Origin of the sequence: Vibrio sp. 10N.222.54.E6, assembly GCF_041473955.1 — a bacterium.
GTDB classification, from domain to species: Bacteria; Pseudomonadota; Gammaproteobacteria; order Enterobacterales; family Vibrionaceae; genus Vibrio; species Vibrio tasmaniensis_A.
In genome coordinates this window covers 36,148-60,238 of record NZ_JBFRTD010000012.1, presented here as the reverse complement: position 1 = coordinate 60,238, position 24,091 = coordinate 36,148, and the positions used below count along the sequence as shown (strand labels likewise).

The window sequence follows — 24,091 nt, the reverse complement described above, 5'->3', positions numbered from 1 at the left end:
GAGCCTTTCTGTTCAAAGTGATACTGCTTTTTGTTAGTTCTAGTTCTAGTTCTAGTTCTAGGTGTAGACGTAGATGCTATACGCTAGGTTTCACCGTCTGACCGTTGTAGTACTTGTCTTTCATCTTAAGCGCCACGTTCACTAGGTAAATCAACACAGGTACTTCAATCAGTGGACCGATAACACCGGCAAACGCTTGGTCTGAGTTGATACCGAATACTGAGATAGCAACGGCAATCGCTAGCTCGAAGTTGTTGCCTGTTGCTGTGAATGCAATTGATGCGTTCTTGTCGTATTCAATGCCCATCTTCTTACCAATGAAGAAGCTGATGAAGAACATTGCTGTGAAGTAGATAGTCAGTGGAACCGCAATCAACAATACGTCCATTGGCAGTTCTACAATCATCTCGCCTTTTAGGCTGAACATCAGAACGATAGTAGCCAGTAGTGCAATCAGTGTGATTGGAGAGATACGTGGAATAAACACTTCGTTGTACCACTGCTCGCCTTTCATCGACACAAGGATCTTGCGGCTTAGGAAGCCCGCTAAGAATGGGATACCTAGGTAAATAAGTACACTGTGTGCAATGTCGATCATCGAGATATCAACCATCATGCCTTCGTAACCAAATACTGGTGGAAGAACGCTGATGAACAACCACGCCATAAAGCTGTAGCTCACCACTTGGAATGCACTGTTTAGAGCAACCAATGCCGCGCCGTATTCTTTGTTACCGCCGCCGATGTCGTTCCAAACTAGCACCATCGCCACACAACGAGCTAGACCAATCAGAATCACGCCGACCATGTAACCTGGGTGGTCACCCAAGAAAGTCAGTGCCAACACAAACATCAGAATTGGGCCAACAAGCCAGTTCATGATCAAAGATAGTTTGATCGCTTTCTTATCTTTGACCACAGTGCCTAATAGGTTGTAGTTAACCTTAGCCAGAGGCGGGTACATCATTAAGATAAGGCCAATCGCAAGTGGAATGTTGGTGGTACCAACCGACATAGATTCGTTCCACTGCTCGATCTGTGGGAATAGGATGCCAAGCAGTACACCAAGACCCATGGCAATAAAGATCCACAGCGTTAAGTAGCGATCTAGAAAACCTAATTTTGGCTTCATGATATTTTCTCTTTGGTTGATATCGTCAATCGTCGAAAAGCGATATTGGGAAGCAAAAAAATACGCTTAATTTATTCCGTATTCGACAAACTAAGCGCGATAAATCTATTTCAAAATAGTGTCGATTAGCGTCTCAAATTGCTGAATATTATCTCGATTAATGCGGTAGCACATCTTCGGTGGTATCGATTCAGCAGTGATGAAACCAGAGGTTTTCAAGATTCTTAGGTGCTCTGATACTGTCGATTGCGCCAAACCTAATTCACTAACCAAGTCACTGTTCAAACAGCCGCCCGATTTTTCTAGCGTTGAAAGGATACTCAATATACGAACTCTTGCCGGGTGAGCGAGCGCTTTGGCCAGAGCTGCCATTTGCGTTTCAGCTTCGGTATCACCATGTCCGATTGGTAGAGCACAGCCACCAGTTGTAGGGCAAATTTCGTTCATATTGATGTTTCGCTTTCCATAATCGTTAAAAGACGATTAATGGTAGGCCTATTTCTTTTATTGGTCAATGCGAAATTTATAAGTCGGCTTAAATTGGCATCTCAGAACAATGGTTTTAGTTAAGCTTGATATTCGATTTTTATCTGTTTTTACCTTCTTATTGCGCATAAACAAGATCTTAGATTTAAACAGAGAAATCGACCGAAAAGCATTGCATTCACTGGCTACTCTAGCGATATAATTGAACGCAGAACCGTTACACAAGATAACGAAAAATCATAATTTGCACTTTAATCTTTACTCATAGGTAAGCCCTGAAATGCCACAACAGAACATCAAATTTATCGCTGCTGATATGGACGGCACTCTTCTTAATGAACACGGAAAGTTAGACCCAGAATTCTTCAATCTTTATGAGCGACTAGAAGCTCAAGACATCATTTTTGCTGCGGCATCGGGTCGTCAGTATTACAGCTTGATGGAAACCTTTGCTCCGCTAAAAGATCGCATGATGTTCGTTGCTGAAAACGGCACATTAGTGATGCACAAAGGGCAAGAGCTCTACAGCTGCTTACTTGATACTGATGCCATCAAAGACATCATCAAAGAAGCGCGTGCGATTGAAGGTGCACACGTTGTACTTTGTGGTAAAAAGTCTGCATACATTGAAACCAAAGATGAGCGTGCTTTAGCGGAGATCTCTAAGTACTACCATCGCCGAGAGCAAGTAGAAGACTTACTGGCGGTAGAAGACGATTTCATCAAGGTGGCTATCTGTCACTTCGACGGTTCACAAGAGAAAGTGAACCCAACTATTGATGCCAAATTCGGTGAGAACTACCAAGTGGTTGTCAGTGCAAAAATTTGGTTGGATGTGATGAACGCTGAAGCGTCAAAAGGTGCGGCGATTAAACATCTACAGAACACATTAGGTTTCACTTACGAGCAGACCATGAGCTTTGGTGACTACCTCAATGATTTGGAAATGCTAAAAGAGAGCTACCACTCTTACGCGATGGAAAACGCACATCCAAAGTTAAAAGAGATCGCACGTTTTGCTGCGCCAAGTAACGTTGACGCGGGTGTGTTCCAAGTACTTGAGAAGTTGCTAGCGTAACGCTCTTAAGCTCGACCCGATTTTTGTCAAAGCCAACTCGTGAACATAAGTTGGCTTTTTTGTTCGTTAATGTTGAATTTAGTTAAATTTGAACGATTGTTCAGGTTGTTGTAGTCTGAAGATAAATTGGATGCCTGCTTTTACTGCAGACATGCCTTATCAATGAGCATTTGGAATGACGATGAGCAAGAAACTTCAACTTGATATTATTTCTGACGTAATGTGCCCATGGTGCGTGGTCGGCTACAAAAACTTAGAGCAAGCAGTTTCAGAACTTGGCTTAGCAGAGCAAATTGAACTTGAATGGCAGCCGTTTGAGCTTAACCCTGATATGCCGCAAGAAGGCGAAAACCTGCGTGACCACATCATGAGAAAATACGGCTCTAGCGCAGAAGAGAGTCAAAGTTCACGCGAACAGCTTGCGGCGCGTGGCAAAGCGGTAGGGTTCGATTTCAATTTCTATGACAGCATGAGAATGGTGAATTCACGTCACCTGCATGTGCTGCTCGATTTCGCGTTGGCGCATGGCAAACAGACTGAGTTAAAGCTACGCTTCTTTACTGCTCATTTTTCAGAGCAGAAAAATCTTGCTGATCTTGAGGTTATCGCGCAAGAACTTGAAGCAGTTGGCTTAGACTCAACGAAGGCACTGAAGCGCCTAAAGAACATCGATAACTTGAAGCAAATTGAAGCGCAAGAGTTTGAATGGCAACACATGGGAATCTCAGCGGTTCCTACCGTGGTATTCAACCGCAAGAGTGCGGTCACTGGTGCGCAGACGGTCGAAACGTACAAGCAAATTCTTCAAGAACTTATTGCTGAATCATAAGCCGATTATTGGTATCAATTAGAGTCTGAATTACATGGAATCACTGTCACTCGCTCAAGCGCAAAAACTGGTATTGCTTTCGCAAAAGCTGCCGCCTAAGAAGTTACCACCTAAAAAGCAACGCAATGGGGGCACTTTGGCGAACACGCTGTCTGCGATTGAAAACCTTGGGTATGTTCAAATTGATACCATCTCTGTGATTCAGCGAGCTCACCACCATACGCTGTGGAATCGTAATCAAGACTACAAGCTTGATCATCTCGACAAGCTGCTAGAGCGTCGAGAAGTGTTTGAGTATTGGTCGCACGCTGCTGCTTATCTGCCTATGCGCGACTACCGCTTCAGCCTGCATCGAAAGAACGGGTTTGCGACCGGTAAGCTTAAGCATTGGTATAAAAAGGATGATGCACTGATGGCGCATGTTCTCAAACGCATTGAGAGCGAAGGGCCATTAATGGCGAAAGACTTTGAAGGGGATAGACCAAACCCCGGCGGATGGGGCGGTAAACCTGCCAAACAGGCACTAGAGACTTTGTTTATGCAAGGTGACTTAATGGTGCCGAGCCGAGTGAACTTCCATAAGGTGTATGACCTAACCGAACGAGTTTTGCCGAGTGCTATTGATACCTCAGAACCAACGGAACAAGAGTACATCGAGCATCTAATTACGCGTTATTTAGAAGCTAATGGTGTGGGAATAGCGTCGGAAATGAGCTATCTACTCAAGAACACAAAACCTCTGATTCAGACAACACTCCAGCAGATGCTTGAAGATAAACAAGTCGTGAAGGTGGATGTTCAAGGTGCTGATTATTATGTGTTGCCTAATGCGTTTGAACTGCTGAATCAGCCTCTATCTCGAACTAAGTTAAAGATACTGTCTCCGTTCGATAATCTGTTGATTCAACGTAAGCGAATGCAATCACTGTTCAATTTTGATTACCTTCTTGAGTGCTATGTTCCAGAAGCCAAGCGTCAGTTTGGTTATTTTAGCTTACCGATTCTCTGGCAAGGTGAGCTGGTGGCACGAATGGATTGCAAGGTCGACAGGAAGAGTGGTTTGCTCAATATCCGTAACTTGGTTGTGGAAGAGCGAATTAAAAACCATGAGTCTTTGGTTCATGCTTTATGCGATGAACTAAAACACTTCATGGTGTTCAACCAATGTGATGAGATGATCGTCCATAACACCACACCCTCTGATCTTGGTAAGCGCTTGATGAGCCATTGGCAAACAGTCTAGCGGTTTTGTTGTTAAAAAAACTCTTCGTTACTTAGAAGCCTCTTTGCTAATTCGTCAGCGCTTAGTTACTCAGAAAGAGTGGCTAACAAGAATTCGACAAAGGTTCGGTTCTTCAACGACAGTTGCTTGGTTTTGTAGAGCAAGTGAATCGGTTTAGGTAACGGTGCCATGCCGGGCAAGATCTCCAATAGCATTCCACGCTCAATTTCTTCTGCGACTAAGATAGTCGGCTGTAACAACACGCCTACGCCTTGAAGGGCAGCATATCGCAATACATCCCCATTGTTCGACATCAAACGTACTTGTCCTTTGTTCCCCGCAGTGTGAGTTGCTTGGTGACTCTGAGGATCTCGGGATTGAGGTTCACTATTTTGGATATGACGGATGTGAGTATCACGTCCAATAATATCACGACGACTGCTATAGCTGAATCCAAGCGATGGGTGTTGTGCAAGGTCTTCCAACACACGAATCTCAGCATGTTGGTTAAGGTACTCAGGAGCCGCGCAGTAACACATCTCATAATCCCCTAAGTATCTGGCGACTAAACTGGAGTCAGACAGGTCACCGATTCGCACAATCAAATCAATATCGGATGAATAAGGATCGACAAGGTCGTTGTTCAGCACCAGTTCGACATTAATCGTTGGGTGATGCGCGAGGAACTTAGCCACAATCGGGGCAAGCACCTTGTTTCCGTAGGTGACCGGGCAGTTTATCTTTACCGTGCCTTGAGGCTGGTTTTCCAAGGTTTGAATCAGGTTCTCTGCATTGCTGATGTCTTCGAGAATTCGCTTACATTCTCGATAATAAAGCTGACCTGAATCGGTTAACGATTGCTTACGCGTGGTGCGGTGGATCAGTTGAGAGTTGAGGCTCGATTCAAGGTGGTGGACATGTTTACTGATCATGGTCGCCGACAAGTTGAAGTGGTTGGCGGCGCTACGAAAGCTGCCTTGCTCGACCACGTAAACGAAGACCTTCATGCTAGTTAACTTATCCATTAAACACTCTCGGTTGATAAACAATAAACAAAACGTGAGTTTATCAATTATTAGGGGTTAATTATATTAATGGCAAACCGATAATTAACTAAAATAAGAGCGTGAAATGCCTCAGACGAATGAAACCATCTTTGTTACTGCAGAAATTAAGATTAAAACCAACATTGATCGTGAGGCTGCGATTGAAGCTATCGAGCAATTTTGCCGAGACATGCAAAGTGAGCCGGGCTGCCTACAAGCAATTGCAAGCTATGATCAAAACCAAAGCGATCGCGTTGTCTTGCTTGAGCAATACGCAAACCGCGAGGCGATCAATCAGCACTTTGTGATGCCTCATACGCAAGCGTTTATTGAGCGTGATATAACGGAATTAGTACAAGCATTTGAAACGCAACGTGGACCTATCAAAACACAAGAGCAGGAGATCTAAGCCATGAAATGGGGAATCCTAGGAACCAGCTTTATCTCAGGTGTAATGGCGGATGCGATTAAAGGCGATGCTCAAAGCGAGCTGTATGCCGTCGCTGGTCGTACTGAAAAAACACTTAACGAGTTTGCAGCCCAATATCAACCAACACTAACCTTCAACAGCTATGGAGCCCTGATTGAAGATGAGTCAGTCGACATTATCTACATCGCTCTACCAAATCACGTTCACCACGAATACGTGATTAAAGCGGCTCAAAAAGGCAAAGCGATCCTGTGTGAAAAATCGCTGTCGGTTGATATGGAAAAAACCGAGCAAGCTCTGCAAGCGGTGAAAGCATCTAGCGTGTTCTTCGCAGAAGGTTTGATGTACTTGAATCATCCATTGTTCGCCAAGCTTCATCAAGAATTAGCGACAGGTGAGATTGGCGAAGTGCGCTCAATTCAAGGTTCCTACGTTTCGGCGATTGATCAGTTCGTTAACCCTGCGAGCAAAGGCGCGCTATACAACCTTGGCTGCTACCCAATGTCGCTGATTCACTCTGTTGCGCAGCAGCAATTTGGCGAGAGTGTGTTCGATGATGTGCAGATCTCGGCAATCGGCCGACGTGGCCAAGATGGCAATATCTGTGAATCGTCGGCGATGATGCGTTTCAACGGCAGTTTTACCGCGCAAATCCATACTGCTGAAGATCACGGCTTAAAGCATGGTTTTACGATTCTAGGCAGCAAAGGCTGTATCACACTCGACACCAACCCATGGCTACCGACCGAAGAAAATACGTTTACGGTAGAGATCTATGAAACGTCGAAACGTGAAGTGAAAGTCGAAGCGCAAGGCGATGGCTTCCATTATCAAGTGCGTAATATCCGCCAAGCAGTTGAGCAAGGTGACACACAACTTGCTGCGCCGATGGCGACGCATCAAGACTCTCGCGTGATCATGAAGTTACTGACTGATTGGGAACAAGCGGCGAGCTAACATCTTCGTAAATCCTATATTCGCCTCATGCTTGATTGCTTCGTCAGTGATCAAGCATGAGGCGTTTCCTCTATATCTTCCAGTAGACTCTTCCCAATAAATACTTTGCATTTGAAACAGCCACAGTGTCCAATGTCGGTTAAGACAACATTGACCGAAAAACCTTATTTTTTAAGGTGTTAAATAGGATGCTTATTTCATGCGTAAATCAGATAAGAAGATCGAAAATCAAATCAGAGACGTGTTAACGGACGTGTGTGAAGACACGTTAAAAGGCTTCGATGGTTTTCTGTGGGTGACTCATACGGTCAATTTCTCTTCATTCCCGCAAAGTTTGAAAATCGTCTGCGTATTCGATACCAATCAGGATAGAACGAACTTCTTAGAGGTGGGAGGTCAGCAGGAGGTCTTTGTTGCTATCCAAAAGGCGTTTAGTCAGGTTGGGATTACATTGAAGAGCATCGATAAGCACGTCAGTTACGATACACAAGAAAATTGCGATCGCGACCATCAAGGGAAGTGGGACAAGAGGTTGTAAATAGGTTTGGGGGATCAGTGACCTGAGTGCTTAGGTAATGTAATGGCTGGGGGGCTATTTAGTTTATTTTAATCAATGGGGAAAGAACCGGGAATTATTAAATTTCGGTCAACCTAATATTAACAATACTTGTCTTTTTAAGCGCATGAGTTAACTCTATTTTTGAGTAAATATAATTGAGGTGAATGGGTGTCACGTATATAAGTATCGCTAATTGAAGTTGACGTATTTTTATGATTAATAGGTAATAAATACAGCTAGTTACTGATATATGAGTCTAGGTGCGCTTAAATTTCAATGGTGTTTAAATGAACAAAAATAAAATTACCCTAACAACACTCGCAATTTTACCTTTGCTTTCAGCATGTGGTAGCGATAGTAAGAGTACCGCCGCCACCACTCCTAAGCCTACCCCTCCTCCCGGATATACCTTGCCAAGCGAATCGAGTTTGATCACCAATTACAATGTCGACAGTGCTTTTAATACGGTATTCCCAAGTAACTACCAGATAGCGAAAGATGCAGGTTTTGATTACTTTATTAAAATACCGTTACGCTCAGATTCAAGTATTAGTATTACCATTCTTGCGACAAAAGGTAGTGATGAGGATCTGCGTCAAGCCATTGGTGTGTGGACTTCTCTTCTGTCCGAAAATGGAGCGAATACAGAACTGAGTAAGCTTGATGTCTTTAAATCGATAAGTCAGCGTCAGGGTACGCTTCTTATGGCATCGTCAGAAGGTGATATTGGTAATCTTCAGCAAGAGCTACTGAGGTTGTTGAAAGCGCGTGAGCCTAAACTTGCCTCAGCTACAGCTGATAACTACCTGCAGCTGATAGCTTCAGATAATGATCTATTCAAAAAATATGGTTGGTTTGTTCATAGCCAAGCGCTTGGTTATAACGAAACGACATACGTTGGTGAGACAGAGTATTTCACTGGTTATAATTCCGTTACCAATGTAGGTAAAAGAGATGCTTCAATAGAAGAAATTCTTCATATAACTCAAGCTCAAGGAATTGCCCCTTTGACCGGTGATGGTAGCAAAGGCGGATTGCAAAAAAGAATTACTGCCCATAGCTTGAGTATTTTCAAAGATTATCGGTATGACAGCACAACAGGCTTATATGTTTACGAGGATAAAGACACTAGCAAAGATTATGTGGCTAAAAGTTCCATTTGGAGTCCACAAGCAGCAGGCGCAACTCTTGATGAAAAACGTGAAGAACAATGGGATGGCGATTGGGGCGGTGACGATATAGGTAAAGACCTAGGAATGCCTGAGCAGTATAAGATGGGGCAAACCTTTTCTCACGAGTATTTTGCCGCACTAGCAGACACGTATTACGGAATGTATGGTGGGTTTAATTCAGAGTTTGGAGGAATGGATAACTACCGTTACGTTACCCGAGAAACTTTGCCTAGTGATAGTACTGGTTTTGCTATCGTCAAAGAATTCTTGCCTGAATATCATCAATATACGGCAAGGATTGATAGTGCAAAGGTCGATACGTATTTGAAAGCGAATCCGTCTTTAAATAATACATTTAAGATCCAAATTTCTTCTGATGATAAAGAAAAGTACACCTTTAAATCTCAATATATTAAAAATTTGAAAATCGTAGGTTCTGAGGCTTTAGATATACTTGGAAATCCTCAGGATAATTATTTTGAGGGGAATTCTGCTAACAACACTTTCGATGGATCTGATGGTACCGATGTATTGAAGATTAATGGTAACAAAAACGATTATTCGATTGAAAAGCTGGCTGGTGGTGTGACAAAAATTTCTGGTAAATCGATTGGAACGGACAAGATTTCCAATGTGGAATACATTAAATTTAACGATGAGGTTGTTAAGGTAGACAAAATCTAGTTAAAGCGACTCAAGCACCTAAATATATCCCTTCTATTTATTCCGGCAAAAACCACTTACATCCGTAGGTGGTTTTCATCGATTGATACTGACACAGCAAGCCTAATCCCCCTCTCATTTGGTTTTTATAACGACCAACATAATCATTTCATCCCGAACTCAAATGACCTTAGAGGTGAAGCTGTCATTTCCCTTTTAAGCTGGCGGTAGTTTCAGATTGTCTTCATTCGGGCATTCGATGGCACACTTAAATGCTCGTCGAACCGGGGGGCTTAACGCTTGAACTATGAACTTTTCTAGACGATACTTTTTTCTTACATTGCTCCCTAATTTGACGCGTAATATGTTGATTTTGAATGAGGTATTTTGATTGGCAATAGTATCGATTAGGAAGTTTGAATCATGAAAACTTACATTTCTGGGCTGCTCACACTCATTCTTTCATATTTAATTACCGGCTATTCTTTTGCTGTTGGTACAGCGATTGTACTGCCAGGGCAACATGAATCCGGCGCTGATCTTTCGGGCTCCCCAATGTCTGCGAATGCTGTCATTGATTGGGAAATTGCGAACAGTGACCTCGTATTTGGCTCTTATGCAGATAAAACCGACAATAAGCGAGCTACGACAATTGGGTATATGTATAACCAAAAAATGGAGCTCAATTCTGGTTGGTTGGAGAATGACCTTCGTAATAACGCAGAATTACATGGCGTTGATTTTGAAGACTTCTTTCTCCATTTTTCTGAAGATACAGTGCTTGCAGAAGTTGATAACACCCACGGTGAAAATACTCTCTTAAGTGGAAAGCCTATGACCTTGGGCTATACAGCCAGTGAAGATCATGCGGGCTTTTGGCTGTATCAAGAGCCTCCTTGGGATGCTGATGTGTTTGAGAATTTCGAACAGGGCGGGGCTTTGTATGTCTATCATGCTGAACAGTTCGAACGTCTGACCTTTAAGTTCTCACAGTTTGCTGTCAGCGGCGAATTCTGGATTGAATACCCAACAGCTATTGACTCTCACGGAAGGGTTTCACAGTGGGAAAGGCTCGATGTAAAGAAAGACAAAACGCTCAATATGACCAGAAACCAATCGGTGATTTGGAACCTTCCGGGTAACTGGGTAAGAGCCACAACTCATGATGGCAGTGGGGTGAGTTATGGTGGCGGCCAGTATTTTGGTTCAACCTTTTTGAGAGAGGGTGGCCGTTTATACGTTGTGAGAGTTCGTTGGCAAAGTGAGAACGCAGACGACAGGCCGCGGTTAAAAGAAGTAAAACTCAAAAATAGCTTTCCAACCGTTAAGTTAACCGACGCTCCGACCACAACTCCGGATGGCAATGCTATCAGCCAATGGCGAAAAATTCGTGGCTTTGACGTGTCTGCAGACCTGAATGGCGATAACTACTTGTCGCCAAGCGAGTATCGAAATCGAACCAATAAGAATGCGACAGCGCGTTTTCGTTGGGAATCAAGAGTGGTGCCATTTGGTCGAATGTGGAGCACGAATTCATCTTGGTCGTTAACGAACGTCGCAAACGCGGATTATTTATTGGCCATTCATCGCTACTACAAGCAAAGCTGGGCAAGCCAAGGTTTGAATGGTGCATACAACGACGACACAAATAAACTCATTGGCTCGAACCAGTTCTATGTCCATTCTGGCGGACATGTTCAAGAGTTAGGATCTGTTGCGGGTTCAAATCAAGCGGATGATCTCTACAAGCAACAATTTTCAGCGTTTCTCCAAAATCTATCTGTTTTAGAAAGTGATGCGTCTATTGGGTTGAACATTGGTATGGCGAACTTGCTGGGTCGAAATGGGCAGTCTCATCTTAGCGAAGCCGGGTCTTTGTATCTGAGAGAGCATTACATTTTTCCGTCTACTGGATTTAGTGGTTACTCGGGGATCTCTAAGTTCTGGGATAATTCTGCGCTCGCCTACAATGGACAAAGAGTTATTTTTCAGGCGACAACGCGTTACGGGCGAGTCCAATATCTAGGAAATAGTGAAGAGAATTGGAAGAAAGACCAATACTCGACCCTAGCGATTTACCACCTCAATCGACATGCTCAACACAGCTATTTTAATCAGTGGAACAATAGTTACGTCTATGGGAGTGATAACACGACTGCAGACACTTTCTGGCAAAGTGGTGTCCCTAAAAATATCGCTTATCAACCAAGTTCGTTATTAGCCGTTGATTTGGGAGAGGCGAGTCATCAGGCCCTACAGGGATTTGAGCCAATTCCTTTGATGTTGTCGACAACGACACCTCAACCCGCAGACTACACCATCGTTGGTGATTCATCGATGAGTGAAGTGGTGCATGCTGATCTGCCTAATGGTATGACTCACGTTCTACCTACGTTCACGTACTTTATGTATCAATCTAAAAATCAGGTGGCCGCGGGTGGCCCTGAAGATATGGTGTTAGCGAGAGAGTTCAGCAATGGTCGTGTGTTGTACCGCACGGATTTCCACGGTAAGAATTCGAGCTTTTATGAGGCAGAGAAGCTGATGATTGTATTGGACGTGCCGATGAAGCCTGTCGATGAAAACGGCAACATCGGAGAGTATGTGACTGAAATTCATATTGGCGGTTATGAAGGGCTGTTCTTGCTTTATTAGAATTATTTAGATAGACGAAGGGGAGCATTTGATAGAGCAGGAGGCAGAAGGCTCTAGAAATTTTGCATATCGACTGATTGATGACTGAAGCCAATTGATTTTGCCGCATTTAGTAGAGCTTGTTGGGTCTTGAATACCCTTGGTTTCAGCTTTCGGTCGGACTCTAAGAAACTATTTATTCCCCACTTGCTGCTTAGAACCATCAAGTAATAGCCATCATTGTTTGGAGAGTTTACGGCAATTGCTGATTCTAAATCGCCACGTTTGAAATGCTCCTTAAATTCGCGTAATACCATATCAATATCCTTATTCGATGATTAAAAAAGGGAGCGAATCGCTCCCTAGTTAATGTTGGTACTAATGATTACAAGAATGCGCGGTATGGCAGTTCTGGGTCATTTTTAAAGATATCTGCAAAACCACGGAAGTGTTGGTAGTGCATGCGACTTTTATCTGTAGGGTAAGTGTATCGGCCACCGACTTGCCAGAAGAAAGGTGCGAAGCCGTATTGCAGACGTTCTTTCTTCATGTTCCACAGCATTTCAATTTCACGTGGGTCATTTTGGAAGTTAGCCCAGATATCGTGGTGGAAAGGAACAACGACTTCACAATCCAAAGATTCAGCGGCACGTAAAATGTCTGAAGACGTCATTTTGTCAGTTACGCCACGTGGGTTTTCACCGTAAGAAAGCAGTGCAACGTCGATCTTGTGGTCATTACCGTGCTTAGCGTAGTAGTTTGAGTAGTGAGAATCACCAGAGTGGTAAACTGAACCGCCTGTCGTTTCTACTAGGTAGTTCACTGCACGATCGTCCATGCCACCTAAGATATCAGTGTCTAAAGAAGAAGTGCCTTCAGGAAGTGTCACTAGAGCAGTACGGTCGAATGCATCAAGAACCTTAATATTGACGTCTTTGATCTTAATCTCGTCGCCAACTTTCGCGATAACACAACGATCTTCTGGCACACCCCATTTCATCCATAAATCAACACACGCTTTAGGACCAATGAATTTAACGTGCTCGCCACAGTTTTGTAGAACGGCTGCAGCAACGTTGATGTCAATGTGGTCGCCGTGATCATGAGATGCCATAACCGCATCGATCTCTTTAATAGCGAAAGGGTCCAATGGGAAGATTGCAGTACGTAGGTTTGGCTGAAGTGCTTCAACACCGCCCATACGCATCATTTGGTGCTGGTTTTTCATTTTTTGAACAGCTTGTGTTTTTTTACCAGTACCACACCAGAAGTCCATTGATAGGTTTGCACCACCTTCTGATTTTAGCCAAATACCTGTACAGCCAAGCCACCACATAGAAAATGTATTCGGTTGCACGACGGTTTGCTCGATCTCTTCATTTAACCATGTGCCCCACTCAGGGAATGTATTTAGGATCCAAGACTCGCGAGTGATTTCGTTTACGTTGCTCATGATAATACCTTTTATTTCAATAATTTGATTAATTTTGGATGTAGGGAGCCGAGCGCCTTAATTTTGATTAAGGCACTGAGCTAAATTTATTATTATTGGTGGGCTAGTTAGCCCTTCGATTTAAACTAGGATGACTTGCGTCCCTTGAGCTTCAATCCGCTTGACGACTTCGGGGTTGGCATCTTTACCAGTGATGACGATGTCTATTTGCTTGGTGCTGCAAAAGAGCATTCCGGTACGTTGTCCAACCTTTGAACTGTCGACAACAACAACGAGTTTATCGACCTGTTCAAGCATTTGCTGCTCTGCTACAGCAGTTAACATGTCGGCTTTGTAGAGGCCAGCATCGGTTAAGCCTTTACCAGAGGTAAACATCCAGTTTCCAGCATAGCCTCCCAGTGAATTGGGCGCGGGATTTAAAAAGATGTTCTGCGCTTTGTTGTATTGACCGCCAATGATGATGACATCGTCATGATCTTCGTTGATCAAGTAGCTTGCGAGTGGGAAGTAGTTCGTTACGATCTGTACATCTTCCCCACATAACTGTTGTCCAAGTAGGAACGCAGTAGAACCACAGTTGATCACAACTGTATCTCCAGCCTCGCAAAGTCCTGCTGCTGCTTGCGCAATCTCTGCTTTCTCTTCATAGAACTCAGTGCTGTTGATATTGAGTGGTGACCACTTTCTCTTCTGATTCTCTACTCGCTCAGCGCCATTTCGAACTTTTCTAAGTCGGCCAACTTCATCTAATTTAGCGATGTCACGTCTTGCAGTAGCAGGTGAAACACTAAATTTATCAATAATATGTGAGACGTTTATTGTCTGCATATCTTCTAATAGCGACACGATGCCGTTATGTCTTTGTACTTCATTCATATTTATCACTCTTTATGTCGTTGTGACAATTTGATGATTACTTTTGATTTGTTTTGATTCTAATAATCACCATCATGATTGTCAAACTACATTGCTATAAAAACTAGATCTTAATCACAATGATTTATAAGTTATTGATTTTATTTGATTTGTTGTTTTTTGGTGTGATCCGAAGCTCAATTAGGCACATTCTGGGTGTGGTTAATTGATATAAATCAAAGTAATCACAAGTGAGCATTGAATGATTACTTTTGATTGGTAAAGTCTAATTCGTGAGCAAAAATAGACATCATCACATCCTACATACCATTAAAATTAAAATTAATCAGGGGTAAAGATATGGAATTCTTATACGATATTTTCTATATTTTTTACAGTCAGGTAATGACCAAAGCACCTTTGCTACTCGGTCTTGTTACTTGTCTGGGTTACATTCTACTCAAGCGTGACGCAACAACTATTATCTCCGGCTCTATCAAAACCATCGTTGGTTTCATGATAGTGCAGGTAGGTGCAGGAACATTGGTAGCGGGTTTCAAACCAGTGATTCTGAAAATGAGTGAGATTCATGGATTGACGGGGTCAGTGATAGATCCGTACACAACCATGATGTCTACCATGGAGACCATGGGAGACAATTATTCTTGGGTTGGATATGCCGTATTACTGGCACTTGGTCTCAATATTCTTCTTGTTGCCTTCCGCCGCATCACGGGCATCAGAACCATCATGCTTACGGGACATATCATGTTCCAACAAGCTGGCCTCATTGCTGTTTTCTACTTCGTGCTTGGTGCAGGTATGTGGGAAACCATCATCTATTCAGCAATATTGATGGCGTTGTACTGGGGTATCTCGTCTAACATCATGTTCAAGCCTACCCAAGAGGTTACTGGCGGGGCGGGTTTCTCTATTGGTCACCAACAACAGTTTGCGTCATGGGTAGCGACAAAGGTTGCTCCTAAGCTTGGCGACAAAAATGACAGCGTTGACCACATCAAACTGCCTAAATGGTTACACATTTTCCACGACAGTATCGCAGCGACAACGCTAGTCATGACTGCTTTCTTCGGCATTATTCTTCTTTCATTTGGTCTTGATAACCTTCAAGACATGGCAGGAAAAACACACTGGTTTATCTATATTTTCGAAACTGGGTTGAAATTCGCAGTGGCTATTCAAGTTATCGTCACCGGCGTCCGTATGTTCGTAGCGGAATTGTCTGAGGCATTTAATGGTATTTCTCAACGCCTTATTCCTAACGCTGTGTTAGCAATCGATTGTGCGGCTATCTACGCATACTCTCCAAATGCAATGGTGTTCGGTTTCATGTGGGGCGCTGTTGGTCAATTCACAGCCGTTCTTGCAATGTTAGCCTTTGATTCTCCTATCATGATCATTCCTGGCTTTATCCCAATGTTCTTCTCGAACGCGACGATTGGTGTGTTTGCGAACCACTTCGGTGGTTGGAAAGCGGTAATGAAGATCTGTTTCGTGATGGGCATCATCGAGGTGGTTGGTTCTGCTTGGGCAATTCATATCTTTGCTCAATCGGGAGCAGAGTTTAATGGCTGGATGGGTATGGCTGACTGGGCTCTCGTCTTCCCACCTATCATGCAAGGTATTTCGAGCTCTAACATGTTCTTCTTCGGGATTTTGGCTTTAGCTGGTGTCTACATGTACTTCGCTTCTAAACAACTACGAGCTGAAGAAGACGCAGAAGCTGCCGCTGAAACAATGACCGCAGTAACACCTGAGGGCATTGAGGTTGAAGTCGCAGTACCACAACAATCAACAGCAACTGCTCAAGCTCCTTCAGCTTCTGCAACGGCAGCTTCTACAACATCCGAAAATCGAGTCTCACCAGCAGCTGACCAGAAACCGGTTCGTGTCTTAGTGTGCTGTGGTTCAGGGCAAGGTTCTTCAATGATGTGCTCTAAGAAAATCAAAGAGTACTTGGACAAGAAAGGCATTCCTAGTTCGACCTTTAACAGCGCTATCACTGATTACAAATCGCACCTTGGTTCATTCGACATCATCGTTACTTCGGTTGCGCTTGCAGCGAAGATTACGGGTCTGCCGGAAGGTAAGCAACAGTTAGCGGTTAAGAACATGATTATGGTGAAAACTTTCGGCGACGAGCTTGTTTCCATCATCGAGAACAACTTCCACAAATAATGATAAACGGCTCAGTGGTATCGCACTGCTGAGCCAATAAAAACAATTATATAAGTGAGCAATAACATGAACTTAAAAGAATCTCTTATCAAGAATAACTCTATCCTACTGAACGCAAAAGCAACTGACTGGAAAGCGGCGATCAAGCTAGGTACTGACGCATTGGTTAAAGCCGGTGTTGCTGAAGAGCGTTACTACGACGCGATTACCAAAGCGATTGGTGAAGAAGGCCCTTATATCTGTATTCACGATGCGTTCGCTCTGCCTCATTGCCGGCCTGAAGATGGTGTGATTCGTACCGGGTTTGCGTTAACCGTGCTTGAAACGCCCATTACGTTTGAAGGTGTTGATGAGCCAGTTGATGTACTGATCACGCTAGCGGGTAAAGATTCAGAAGAACACATCGACGGTACCATGCAAGTGGCGAACTTGATTGAGTTCGATGAAGATTTCTCAAAACTTCGCGCATGCAAAAGCCCAGAAGAAGTGGCGCGTTTAATTGATGCTGCGTTACTGCAAGCGGAAGCAGCGTAAGGAGACAACTATGTCTATATATAGCCAACTGAAACAACGCGTCTTAGAAGCCAATTTGCAGCTTCCGAAGTATCGTTTGGTGACATTCACTTGGGGCAATGTCTCTGAGTTTGACCGTACTAATGGCGTGATAGCGATTAAGCCATCAGGTGTCGAATACTGCGATATGACAGCTGAAGATATGGTGGTCGTCGATCTAGAAGGCAACATTGTTGAAGGGAAACTTAATCCTTCAAGTGATACCGCAACTCATTTAGAGCTTTATAAAGCTTTCCCGGAAGTGAGTGGCATTGTTCACACGCATTCACGCAGTGCCACAATTTGGGCACAAGCTGGTATCGATATTCCGGCCTTGGGTACTACTCATGCTGACTATTTCTACGGTGACATCCCATGTACTCGTCGATTGTCTCACTCTGAAATTGCTAAAGAGTACGAGAAAAATACCGGCTTGGTGATCATTGAAGAGTTCAAGCAGCGTCGAATCGATCCAATGGCCGTTCCCAGCGTGATTGTTGCAGGACATGCACCTTTCTCTTGGGGCAAAGATGCCAACGATGCGGTTCACAACGCGGTGGTATTAGAAGAAGTTTCTGCAATGGCCTTGGCAACCCGCACCTTGAATAGCGGTATCAAAATTCAGCCAGAACTATCCGACAAACACTACTTACGTAAGCACGGTGAAAATGCTTATTACGGCCAACAGTAAATCGGTTGTTCGTTTAAGTAAGCCGTTTAACGAGCTTCGACTCTAAGTAGTTTCAATATTGATTAGGCCCGACTTCAGGGAATAAGTGAGAGGACTCTATGTATAAAGTGCTGGCGTTAGATCTCGATGGAACCGTGTTAAAGGATGATCACACGATTCATCCAGAACTGAAAAAGGCGATCCAAGAAGCCAAACAAAGTTGTCATGTCGTGATTGTGACTGGTCGACACCACACAGCAGCACGACCTTATTACTACGAATTGGGGTTAGATACGCCAATCATCTGCTGTAACGGCACTTATGTTTACGACTATCAAACTGAAACGGTACTGACTCAAAACGCGATAGATAAAGACAAAGCACTGACCTTCATCGATATGGCAGAAGAGTTTCAGCTCAAAATGGTCATGTACATCACGCATGCCATGACGTACTCACACTACAACCCATTTGCCTACATGTTGGCATTGGAAAGTTGGGCAGAAACGGCACCAGAGCAACATCGCCCTCAAATTTACCAAGTGGAATCATTCATTGAAACGGCTCAGCAAGCCGAACACGTTTGGAAGTTTGTGGTGGAAGGTAGCCAAGACTCAGTAGACCGTTTAATGCAACACCCATGGATAGAAGAGAACTTCAACGGTGAGCGCTCTTGGTCAAACCGAATCGACTTTGCTGCGAAAGGTAACAGTAAGGGCCTACGCCTTGCTGAATACATCGCAGAACTCGGTTATCAAGCCGATGACGTCATTGCCGTCGGTGATAACCACAATGACATTTCCATGCTCAAGTACGCCGGGTTAGGCGTAGCGATGCTCAATGCTGATGACATCGTCAAGTCACACGTTCAATGCGTGTGCTCAACAGATAACAACCATGATGGCTTAGCCCGTCTAATACGTGAACAAATTAAAGGATAACAACATGACTAAACCAATGATTCAGATCGCCCTAGACCAAACAAATCTTCCTGCAGCAATTGAAGTGGCAAACAACGTTGAAAGCTTCGTTGATGTGATTGAAGTGGGCACTATTTTGGCTTTCGCAGAAGGCATGACGGCGGTTTCTACGCTTCGTAAAAACCACCCAGACCATATCCTTGTATGCGATATGAAAACCACCGATGGCGGTGCTATTTTGGCTCGTATGGCATTCGAAGCGGGCGCTGATTGGATTACCGTTTCTGCTGCTGCACACATCGCAACCATTGGTGCATGTAAGAAAGTCGCTGATGAATTTAACGGTGAAATCCAAATCGAAATTTATGGTAACTGGACAATGGACGATGCTCAATCTTGGGTCGACCTAGGTATCTCTCAAGCTATCTATCACCGTTCTCGTGACGCTGAATTAGCTGGTGTGGGCTGGACTGAAGAAGATCTCGTGAAGATGCGTGCATTGTCTGAAATGGGTATCGAGCTTTCTATCACAGGTGGCATCGTGCCTGAAGACCTATACCTATTTGAAGGCATTAAGGCGAAAACCTTTATCGCGGGTCGCGCACTTGCGGGTGACAAAGGTAAAGAAACAGCAGAAGCACTAAAAGCTCAGATCGATCGCTACTGGAACTAGGAGGCGTTATGTATCAAAACTTGTTACGCCACCGTGTAGGGCTTTATGAAAAGGCCCTACCTAACGAACTCAGCTGGGAAGATAAACTTAAGCAAACCAAAGAACTCGGCTTTGATTTTCTTGAGATATCGGTAGACGAATCAGACGAGCGTCGCAGTCGACTAGATTGGAATGACGAAGAAGTGTATGCCTTGCGTCGTCTTTGTGAAAAGCACGGCGTACCGCTGCAATCCATGTGTTTAAGCGCGCATCGTAAGTTCCCATTCGGTTCAGCAGATCCGGCGGTTCGTGAACAAGCGGTTATCCATATGGAGAAAGCGATCTCGTTGGCTTATAAGTTGGGTATTCGTACCATCCAACTGGCTGGCTATGACGTTTACTACGAACCTGCTGATAAAGTGACTAACCATAGGTTCATTGAAGGCATGAAGCTTTCGGCGCAGTTGGCGGAAAGAGCGGGCGTAATGCTTGCTGTGGAAATAATGGACACCGATTACTTGAACTCTTTGAGTAAGTTCGAAGTGCTGAGTCGCGAAGTTAATTCACCGTATTTCACGGCGTATCCTGATGTGGGCAATATCTCTGGTTGGAATTACGACATAGTGACGGAGCTAAAACTGAGTAAGCCTCATATCACTCAGATCCACCTCAAAGACACTTATAAAGTGACTGACGAGTACAAAGGGCAGTTTCGAGACTTAGTGATTGGTGATGGCGAAGTTGACTTCAATGCTATTTTTGAAACGTTGAAAGAGACTGAGTGCGTTGTACCACTCGTGATCGAGATGTGGGCTCAAGATGAACGCTGGAAAGAGAATATACTGACGGCACAAAAACGTTTGAATGAAGTTTGTGTTCAAACGGGTGTTCCGAGATTGTTTGACCACTAACTCTACCTAGAATAATTAACCAGTTTCTCTTTGCGTTCTCGATGCTCATAACGAAAAGAGAAAATGCAGCATATTGCCCCCAATATGCTGCATTTTTATATCAACATGTCGCTCTAAACTGCTGAAGCTGAGGTTATGTCAATTTCGAAATAGTGGCGGTTCTTAAACAGCGATCGTCACATGATCACGGCCCACTTCAGCCATCTGAATCAGGTAGTCCGTGTGGTATTTCTTCTTGATGACGATTTGGCTACCGATTTCAGCAACAATCTTTACCACTTCCAACGCATCAGAAGGATGTAATGAAGAGTCTTTTGAAATTTCGATATTAACGCCTAAATTTGCCAATTTGATGATGTCGCTAGAATGCATGGTCGTGTCCAAGGTATTTGATTTTCGTGGACTATATCATCTTCAATTTATGCAACTCTACTTGGTTTAAGTAAAAATGGGTGAGATGTGTTCAAAATATGATTTCAATAGTAAAACAACGGCTTTTATTGCATCAATTCGTTTAATTGTCGGATTGTTGAATAAGATCATATTAAGACGATCATGAATAGGTTTTATGTATGGTGATTAGTAGTATGAGTCTCAAAACAATATGAGAGATTGACTATGCCAAAGTTAGATAAATATAAAGGAATTATTTTTGATCTCGATGGGACTCTGGTCAATTCTATGGTTGCACACGCTCATGCATGGGAACAAACTTGTCAGAAGTTTGGTATTCCCTACGACAAAGAGTGGCTCGATCAACTTGGTGGGATGCCATCGCGAAAAGTGACTCAAGAGATCCTTAAGCGTTACGATCTAACTCTTGATGCTCAACAAATTACTTCGGACAAAATTGCCAACTTTGAAGCCATTGAGCACAAAGGGGATGTTATTCCAGAAACCTATGCACTCTTACAGCAACAGTATCAGTTGAAAAAGATAGGCATCGGCACTGGTGCTCAAGCCAAGCATGCAAGGGCGATTTTAAAGACGACCGATATCCCATCAATGATACGTACGATTGTGACTTCAGATGACGTAGAAAATCACAAACCTAACCCGGATACTTTTCTGAAAGTCGCTAGCCAGTTAGAGCTTGAACCGAGCGATTGTGTGGTGTTTGAAGATACGATTATAGGCCAGCACGCAGCGACATCGGCAGGCATGGATTGCTACATGGTTGAAAACGGGCAGATAACTAAATTTGTTCCAGCGAATGGTTTGGAAGTGGGTAGCGGACCTGAGCTCTGAAACTAAGCTGCGTTCAATCAGATCGCGCATTAATGAATCAGGCCGAAATATTCGTTTAGAAGTCGACGGTGGTGTGAAAGTTAACAACATAAAAGAGATTGCTGAAGCGGGTGCCGATATGTTCGTTGCGGGCTCTGCTATTTTTGATAGTGAAGATTATCAACAAGCTATCGATTCAATGCGAGCGGAGTTAGCTCAATTGAATTAAGTCGAGTATCGACTGCTGTATAAAGGCTCGAAGTATTCTGTAGATCAGGCTTCGGGCTTTTTTGTATCTAATAGATGTTGATTTAATGGAAAACTACGTGGAGTCAGGGGAGGTTGCGTTGTTGGAGTTCTCTTCAGTTATAGATTTTTCATTGTGTAATAAAACTACAGTTATTATTGACTTTGGTCACATAACGGCGCAAAATTTACCTTAGATCACACAACGATGAGAACACAGTATGAACGCTACAGTAATCACAAATGAAAACAACGCATCACTAGCAAAACCTTCAGTAATGAATGAAGTTCTATTTTTTGCTAAGTCTACCGTTATCATGGGTGCAATTATCCTACTTGTTGCTTCTGCTTGGGTTTAATTTCTTAAATAACCCGCGTTAAGTGTGATCAGTGGTGGTGATTAGCCACTCACTGATTCAAACTAACGTCAGAAGCACTAAATTTATTTACCTTCCCCATTCCACCTTCCCTTTCTCCACCCTGACTTTTAGGCCAATCAGGCCGACTTTCTAGTCATCGACTTAGTTACTGAATCAAGTGATTGACTAAACCAAGTTACCTATCTAAACCAACAGTTTAAACACGATGCTTTAAACTAGACCAGTACAAAACCATCATTAATACATACGCTAATGCGGGCGCAATATAACTCGTACTCAGCGAAAGCTCATCAATCAAACTCGCCTGTACGAATGGTAAAACAACCCCTCCAATTGAACACATAATGAGAATTGCTGCCCCTTGTGAGTTTTGCTTACCTGATGCATGTAGCGCTTGTGCGTAAATGATAGGGTAGAGTGCTGAATTACATAACCCTACGACAAGCATCAAATAGCCAATCCAAACATAATTTTGATAGACCGCAACGGCACTAATCAAAGCTGCAATAACGCAAGACAGTGAGAAGAGATAGTGCTTGTTTACAGTGTTTCCAAACTTGGCGAATAACACTCTTCCAACAAACATTAATACCCAATAAAGAGCGATGATCTGTGTTGCGAAGACCAAACCAAGGTCGCCATATTGCTGGTCGGCAAGATACACAATAGTAAAAGTACCAAAACTGACCTCTACACCGATGTACAGCAACAGTACCAACGCTAATTTCATAAACTGCTGATTTTTAATTAGAAGCCTTAACCCTCGCCAAAAGCCAGTCATCTGTTTTGGTTTGATATCTGGAAGCGTCATTTTGCTAAAAAATACCAGTAAGCCGAAAAAGAACAGGGCGATGAATAAGAACAGATACGAAACTTGATGGGCGGTGTTGTCGACGTTAAAACTTGTAGCCACGAGAATGACAGCGGTAAGCACTAGCGGACCAAGCACAGTGCCAACGGAGTTAGATGCTGTTGCCACACTTTGACGTATAACACTCTTATCGGGTGTCGAGAGAAGTGATACGTAAGGTGAACTCACTACTTGAATTGCTGACACACCTGAGGCCATCAATAAGATCCCAATGAGTGTTGGAACAAGCTCTTCTCCTCGCACTAAATATGCCATGGCTAGACAGCCCAGAAGGCACCATATCAAGCAGAACTTCAGCGTAGTTCTATAGCCAATTTTTGCCATGACAAATGACGTTGGAAGCGACACCGTAATTCGGGTGATAAAGAAGGCCATGGGAAATAGCATCGCCATTTTATAGTCGAGAGAGAAAGCTTCTTTGTAATGTGGAATTAGCGAGTTACTTGAAACGGTAATTAAACCCCAGATAAAAAATATCAGAGACAGTAAGACCAGTGGGGCATCTTTTAACGGGAATACTCTCATAGTGATTCCTTATTGATAGCGATAAAAAAAGCAGAAGATGATCTTCTGCTTTTCGATTGAGACTTTACGGTGTATTGCCTATTAAGCTGTTAATCACGAACGAAATTGATGTGATGAACATGAATGTTGTATTTCTCAATAATCACTTTGGTCGCATGCATACTTTTGATTCGTTGCTCAGAATCTAAAGCAGCAGCCATTGCTGACTCGTTCTCGTAACTGTGCTGCATCATCAGCAGTAGGTTTTTATGGCTTTCAGCTTCAATCGCTTCAGGCTTATTCAGCGTTAACCCTTGGTTGTTCGGGAATGTGCGAATAATAGGCGCGACTTCGTTTTCCATGTATTGGTAGAAGTCTTGCTTTTGTTCTTCAGTTAAATCGGCTTCAAAAAAAGCGGTGCGAAAAATTGTCATGGTCGTTTC

The 24,091-nt window shown here is 43.4% G+C and carries 25 protein-coding genes and 1 pseudogene; 17 read left to right on the top strand and 9 right to left on the bottom strand.

The annotated features are described in order from the left end of the window. Positions 1 to 76: 76 nt before the first annotated feature. Positions 77 to 1,132 (bottom strand): ACR3 family arsenite efflux transporter, encoded by a 1,056-nt coding sequence (gene arsB, locus AB4513_RS07590; protein ID WP_009845915.1) that lies wholly within the window; start codon positions 1,130 to 1,132, stop codon positions 77 to 79. 105 nt (positions 1,133 to 1,237) lie between these two features. Then, a complete protein-coding gene (locus AB4513_RS07585; RefSeq protein WP_009845914.1) occupies positions 1,238 to 1,579 on the bottom strand; it encodes a helix-turn-helix transcriptional regulator in 342 nt (113 codons plus the stop codon). A gap of 319 nt (positions 1,580 to 1,898) precedes the next feature. On the opposite strand from AB4513_RS07585, the gene AB4513_RS07580 reads away from it, so the two are divergent. The 3 genes from AB4513_RS07580 (at position 1,899) to AB4513_RS07570 (ending at position 4,768) form a co-directional block, all read left to right on the top strand. Continuing rightward, the gene (locus AB4513_RS07580; protein ID WP_102258288.1) at positions 1,899 to 2,696 is read left to right on the top strand and encodes a Cof-type HAD-IIB family hydrolase; all 798 of its coding nucleotides are present in this window, start codon (positions 1,899 to 1,901) and stop codon (positions 2,694 to 2,696) included. A 181-nt stretch (positions 2,697 to 2,877) separates the two neighbouring features. Continuing rightward, on the top strand, positions 2,878 to 3,525 hold the full coding sequence (locus AB4513_RS07575) for a DsbA family oxidoreductase (protein WP_032555160.1): 648 nt from the start codon (positions 2,878 to 2,880) through the stop codon (positions 3,523 to 3,525). Between the two features lie 34 nt (positions 3,526 to 3,559). Continuing rightward, the gene (locus tag AB4513_RS07570; RefSeq protein ID WP_102258289.1) at positions 3,560 to 4,768 is read left to right on the top strand and encodes a winged helix-turn-helix domain-containing protein; all 1,209 of its coding nucleotides are present in this window, start codon (positions 3,560 to 3,562) and stop codon (positions 4,766 to 4,768) included. A 65-nt stretch (positions 4,769 to 4,833) separates the two neighbouring features. On the opposite strand, the gene AB4513_RS07565 is transcribed toward AB4513_RS07570, so the two are convergent. Next, the gene (locus AB4513_RS07565; RefSeq protein WP_009845910.1) at positions 4,834 to 5,772 is read right to left on the bottom strand and encodes a LysR substrate-binding domain-containing protein; all 939 of its coding nucleotides are present in this window, start codon (positions 5,770 to 5,772) and stop codon (positions 4,834 to 4,836) included. Between the two features lie 106 nt (positions 5,773 to 5,878). Between AB4513_RS07565 and AB4513_RS07560 the strand changes: the two genes are divergently transcribed. From AB4513_RS07560 to AB4513_RS07540, 5 genes are all read left to right on the top strand, one after another. Continuing rightward, positions 5,879 to 6,202 (top strand): putative quinol monooxygenase, encoded by a 324-nt coding sequence (locus tag AB4513_RS07560; protein ID WP_102258290.1) that lies wholly within the window; start codon positions 5,879 to 5,881, stop codon positions 6,200 to 6,202. Positions 6,203 to 6,205: 3 nt separating this feature from the next. Beyond that, positions 6,206 to 7,180: a Gfo/Idh/MocA family protein gene (locus AB4513_RS07555; RefSeq protein WP_009845908.1), complete on the top strand. Its 975-nt coding sequence runs from the start codon at positions 6,206 to 6,208 to the stop codon at positions 7,178 to 7,180. Positions 7,181 to 7,379: 199 nt separating this feature from the next. Then, positions 7,380 to 7,718, top strand: coding sequence for a Fis family transcriptional regulator (locus tag AB4513_RS07550; RefSeq protein ID WP_102258291.1), 339 nt, complete (start codon positions 7,380 to 7,382; stop codon positions 7,716 to 7,718). Positions 7,719 to 8,026: 308 nt separating this feature from the next. Beyond that, positions 8,027 to 9,595 (top strand): hypothetical protein, encoded by a 1,569-nt coding sequence (locus tag AB4513_RS07545; protein ID WP_009845906.1) that lies wholly within the window; start codon positions 8,027 to 8,029, stop codon positions 9,593 to 9,595. A 402-nt stretch (positions 9,596 to 9,997) separates the two neighbouring features. Then, on the top strand, positions 9,998 to 12,229 hold the full coding sequence (locus AB4513_RS07540) for a hypothetical protein (protein WP_009845905.1): 2,232 nt from the start codon (positions 9,998 to 10,000) through the stop codon (positions 12,227 to 12,229). Between the two features lie 53 nt (positions 12,230 to 12,282). Here the strand turns inward: AB4513_RS07540 and AB4513_RS07535 are convergent, their stop codons facing one another. From AB4513_RS07535 to ulaR, 3 genes are all read right to left on the bottom strand, one after another. Next, on the bottom strand, positions 12,283 to 12,525 hold the full coding sequence (locus AB4513_RS07535) for a hypothetical protein (RefSeq protein ID WP_009845904.1): 243 nt from the start codon (positions 12,523 to 12,525) through the stop codon (positions 12,283 to 12,285). A gap of 68 nt (positions 12,526 to 12,593) precedes the next feature. Further along, a complete protein-coding gene (ulaG, locus tag AB4513_RS07530) occupies positions 12,594 to 13,661 on the bottom strand; it encodes an L-ascorbate 6-phosphate lactonase (protein ID WP_009845903.1) in 1,068 nt (355 codons plus the stop codon). A gap of 120 nt (positions 13,662 to 13,781) precedes the next feature. Beyond that, complete coding sequence (gene ulaR / locus AB4513_RS07525; RefSeq protein WP_009845902.1) at positions 13,782 to 14,537, bottom strand: HTH-type transcriptional regulator UlaR; 756 nt, start codon at positions 14,535 to 14,537, stop codon at positions 13,782 to 13,784. 339 nt (positions 14,538 to 14,876) lie between these two features. Here ulaR and AB4513_RS07520 point away from each other — a divergent pair, with 339 nt between their 5' ends. From AB4513_RS07520 to AB4513_RS07495, 6 genes are all read left to right on the top strand, one after another. Then, entirely contained in the window at positions 14,877 to 16,715 is a 1,839-nt protein-coding gene (locus tag AB4513_RS07520) for a PTS ascorbate-specific subunit IIBC (protein WP_009845901.1), read from the top strand. Between the two features lie 66 nt (positions 16,716 to 16,781). Beyond that, positions 16,782 to 17,249, top strand: a complete 468-nt coding sequence (locus AB4513_RS07515; RefSeq protein ID WP_009845900.1) for a PTS sugar transporter subunit IIA — start codon at positions 16,782 to 16,784, stop codon at positions 17,247 to 17,249. A 16-nt stretch (positions 17,250 to 17,265) separates the two neighbouring features. After that, positions 17,266 to 17,958, top strand: coding sequence for an L-ribulose-5-phosphate 4-epimerase (locus AB4513_RS07510; RefSeq protein WP_032555158.1), 693 nt, complete (start codon positions 17,266 to 17,268; stop codon positions 17,956 to 17,958). Positions 17,959 to 18,056: 98 nt separating this feature from the next. Continuing rightward, entirely contained in the window at positions 18,057 to 18,878 is an 822-nt protein-coding gene (locus AB4513_RS07505) for a pyridoxal phosphatase (RefSeq protein WP_009845898.1), read from the top strand. Between the two features lie 4 nt (positions 18,879 to 18,882). Beyond that, positions 18,883 to 19,530 (top strand): 3-keto-L-gulonate-6-phosphate decarboxylase UlaD, encoded by a 648-nt coding sequence (locus AB4513_RS07500; protein WP_009845897.1) that lies wholly within the window; start codon positions 18,883 to 18,885, stop codon positions 19,528 to 19,530. Between the two features lie 8 nt (positions 19,531 to 19,538). Further along, positions 19,539 to 20,420, top strand: a complete 882-nt coding sequence (locus AB4513_RS07495; protein ID WP_009845896.1) for an L-ribulose-5-phosphate 3-epimerase — start codon at positions 19,539 to 19,541, stop codon at positions 20,418 to 20,420. Positions 20,421 to 20,582: 162 nt separating this feature from the next. On the opposite strand, the gene AB4513_RS07490 is transcribed toward AB4513_RS07495, so the two are convergent. Next, positions 20,583 to 20,792 carry a hypothetical protein gene (locus AB4513_RS07490; protein ID WP_009845895.1) on the bottom strand — a complete coding sequence of 70 codons (210 nt, stop codon included), beginning with the start codon at positions 20,790 to 20,792 and terminating at the stop codon, positions 20,583 to 20,585. Between the two features lie 246 nt (positions 20,793 to 21,038). Between AB4513_RS07490 and AB4513_RS07485 the strand changes: the two genes are divergently transcribed. From AB4513_RS07485 to AB4513_RS07475, 3 genes and pseudogenes are all read left to right on the top strand, one after another. Continuing rightward, a complete protein-coding gene (locus tag AB4513_RS07485; RefSeq protein ID WP_009845894.1) occupies positions 21,039 to 21,668 on the top strand; it encodes an HAD family phosphatase in 630 nt (209 codons plus the stop codon). Between the two features lie 4 nt (positions 21,669 to 21,672). Then, positions 21,673 to 21,876 (top strand): annotated as a pseudogene (locus tag AB4513_RS07480) (ribulose phosphate epimerase); the annotation flags it as partial. Between the two features lie 238 nt (positions 21,877 to 22,114). Further along, positions 22,115 to 22,252: a hypothetical protein gene (locus AB4513_RS07475; RefSeq protein WP_009845892.1), complete on the top strand. Its 138-nt coding sequence runs from the start codon at positions 22,115 to 22,117 to the stop codon at positions 22,250 to 22,252. 217 nt (positions 22,253 to 22,469) lie between these two features. Here the strand turns inward: AB4513_RS07475 and AB4513_RS07470 are convergent, their stop codons facing one another. Continuing rightward, positions 22,470 to 23,669, bottom strand: coding sequence for a sugar MFS transporter (locus AB4513_RS07470; protein WP_009845891.1), 1,200 nt, complete (start codon positions 23,667 to 23,669; stop codon positions 22,470 to 22,472). A gap of 89 nt (positions 23,670 to 23,758) precedes the next feature. Then, positions 23,759 to 24,082 (bottom strand): hypothetical protein, encoded by a 324-nt coding sequence (locus AB4513_RS07465; protein WP_009845890.1) that lies wholly within the window; start codon positions 24,080 to 24,082, stop codon positions 23,759 to 23,761. Positions 24,083 to 24,091: the final 9 nt, after the last annotated feature.